A 2,576-nucleotide genomic window follows, 5' to 3' on the forward strand; every position below is an offset into this window, starting at 1 on the left:
GCGAGCGGCGGTCGTCGTGGCTGCGCTCGCTGCGCGAAGGATGGCCGTCGCGGCTGAAGCCGCCGCCGCTGCGGCGCGCGTCGCCGCCGGGGCGGCCGTAGCTGCTGCCAGAGGGCTTGGCGCCGCTGCCGAAGCGGCGACCGCTGTTGCCGCCCGGGCGCGGGCCGGCCGGCTTGCGCGGCGAGGGCTCCATGCCGGGGATGGTGTGCACCGCGAGGCGGTCGCCGGTGAAGCGCTCGATCGCGCGGATGAGGCCGGTCTCGCGCGGGCCGGAGAGCGTGATCGCGATGCCGTCGCGGCCGGCGCGGCCGGTACGGCCGATGCGGTGCACGTAGTCCTCGGCCTGGCGCGGCGGGTCGAAGTTGATCACATGACTGATGCCGGCGACGTCGATGCCACGCGCGGCGACGTCGGTCGCCACCAGCACGCCGATGCGGCCCTGGCGCAGGCGGTCGAGGGTGCGGTTGCGCTGGGTCTGGTGCATGTCGCCATGCAGCGCGGCGGCGGAGATGCCCTTTTCCTGCAGCGCGAGCGAGAGCTCGTCGGCGCTGCGCTTGGTGGCGGTGAACACCACCGCCTGGTTCATCCCGTCCTCGCCGAGCAGGGCGTGGAGCAGGCGGCTCTTGTGGCCGAGGTCGTCGGCGAACATCAGGCGCTGCTCGATCTGGCCGCGGTCTTCCTGGGCGACCTCGATCTCGATGCGCTCGGCGTCGCGCGTCATGCGCGTCGCCATGCTGCCCACCACACCGTCGAGCGTGGCCGAGAACAGCAGGGTCTGGCGCTTGGCCGGGGTGGCGGCGACGATGGCGTCGATGTCCTCGGCGAAGCCCATGTCGAGCATGCGGTCGGCCTCGTCGAGGATCAGCACCTCGACGTCCGACAGCTTGATCTTGCGGCGGGTCAGGTGGTCGAGCAGGCGGCCCGGGGTGGCGACGACGACGTCGCACTGGCGCTGCAGCTGCTTGATCTGCGCGAACATCGGCGCGCCACCGACCAGGCAGGCGGTGTTGAGCCAGCGCAGGGCCTTGCCGTAGGTCTGCACCGCCTTCTCGACCTGCTGGGCGAGCTCGCGGGTGGGGGTCAGCACCAGCACGCGCGGACCGCTGCCGGGCGCCGGACGGCGGTCGATGATCCTGTTCAGGGCGGGCAGGGTGAAGGCGGCGGTCTTGCCGCTGCCAGTGTGGCTGGAGACGAGCAGGTCGCGGCCGGCGATCGCCGCCGGGATGGCGCGCTGCTGCACCGGGGTCGGGGTGGTGTAGCCGGTGCTGGCGACGGCCTTGAGGAGTTCTTCGGCGAGGCCGAGGTTTTCGAAGTTCATGCTTCTTCCTGTCTTGCTGCCCGCCGCGCGGGAATGGGCGGGCGGAGCGATCCGGACCCGCCGCAGGCGGGCCGCAATGACATCACGCCGTGCCGTGCCTGCGGACAGGAACGGCACGAGACGTCGCAAGGGCGACGGGACGCGCGATGGGCGTGGCCGGTCGATCCGGTGGCGCATGGACGCCTGGAAAGACCGCGCATCGGCACCAACCGGTTGTCACGATGCCAGACGATCGGAAGAACGAATGGAAAACCCGACGGAGTGTCGGCGACGGGAGGTCGGAGGCGATGGGGCTGTGGTTACAGTCCCTCGGGCCGCTCCGGCTCGCGTCCCTCGACGCGTCGGTATTGCTCTCGGCCCTGTTGCTGCATTGCACAACGACAGGCAGTATACCGGTTGGACGGCAGGCTGTCGCGGTTTATTTTGCACGGCCCGCCTTGGACACGGCGCCGGAATGCAAGCGGGCCCGCTCCGGCAGCAGCCGGAACGGGCCCGCAGGCCACGGCGCCGAGGGCGCCGTCGGTGTGCGCTTACTTGTTGACCGAGGCCTTCAGCGTGGCGCCGGCGGTGAACTTGGGCACGCTCGACGCGGCGATCTCGATGGTGGCGCCGGTCTGCGGGTTGCGGCCGGTGCGGGCGGCGCGCTGCGAAACCTCGAAGGAGCCGAAACCGGTGAAGGCCACCTTTTCGCCCTTGGCGAGCTGCTCGGCGATGATGTCGAGCACGGCGGACAGCGCGCGGTCGGCCTGGGCGCGGTGCACATCCAGACGGTCGGCCAGGGCTTCGACGAATTCACCTTTATTCATGCTTTTCCTCGATTGGTGTGTGAGTGGGAGTTCCGGAAAGTCCGGTCTACGCGGCGGATTCTAGCACTGTCGCGGATCCTGGGGCGTGCGCAGCATTGCACGCTCGCCCTTCTTCCTCCCCGTGGCGGGCGGCCTCGATGCACATCCGTCCACGCGAACAACAAACTTCCCCGATGCGGGTATTCTCCAGCTTGATTCAAGAATGCATACGAGCGACGACATGAGCACACAGGACAGCACCGGCGAGGATCCGATCCGGGTTCTCGCCACCCATGCCGCGGGTCAGGTCCTTGCGGTGTCGCTGCACATCCCCGACCGCGCCTGGATGGGCGGCGCGGTGATCGGCATGGCGCCCGCGGAGGGCGTGGAGCATCTGCGCCGCCACGCCAGCCACAGCCCGCAGGCCCACGCTCACGCCCTCGCGCACGCCTGCGCGGCGGCCGCGGGCGAGC

General features: G+C 70.5%; 1 protein-coding gene and 2 pseudogenes. 1 reads left to right on the plus strand and 2 read right to left on the minus strand.

Annotation, left to right across the window (positions count from 1 at the left end):
* The coding region (locus C665_RS19185) for a DEAD/DEAH box helicase (RefSeq protein WP_004327874.1) at nt 1-1,318 on the minus strand (1,318 nt) is incomplete at its 3' end.
* A gap of 530 nt (nt 1,319-1,848) precedes the next feature.
* Nucleotides 1,849-2,127, minus strand: a pseudogene (locus C665_RS19190) (HU family DNA-binding protein); the annotation flags it as partial.
* A 217-nt stretch (nt 2,128-2,344) separates the two neighbouring features.
* Between C665_RS19190 and C665_RS19195 the strand changes: the two are divergent.
* A pseudogene (locus C665_RS19195) lies at nt 2,345-2,576 on the plus strand (hypothetical protein); the annotation flags it as partial.

Origin of the sequence: Thauera aminoaromatica S2 (assembly GCF_000310185.1) — a bacterium.
In the GTDB taxonomy this organism is placed as follows: Bacteria; Pseudomonadota; Gammaproteobacteria; order Burkholderiales; family Rhodocyclaceae; genus Thauera; species Thauera aminoaromatica.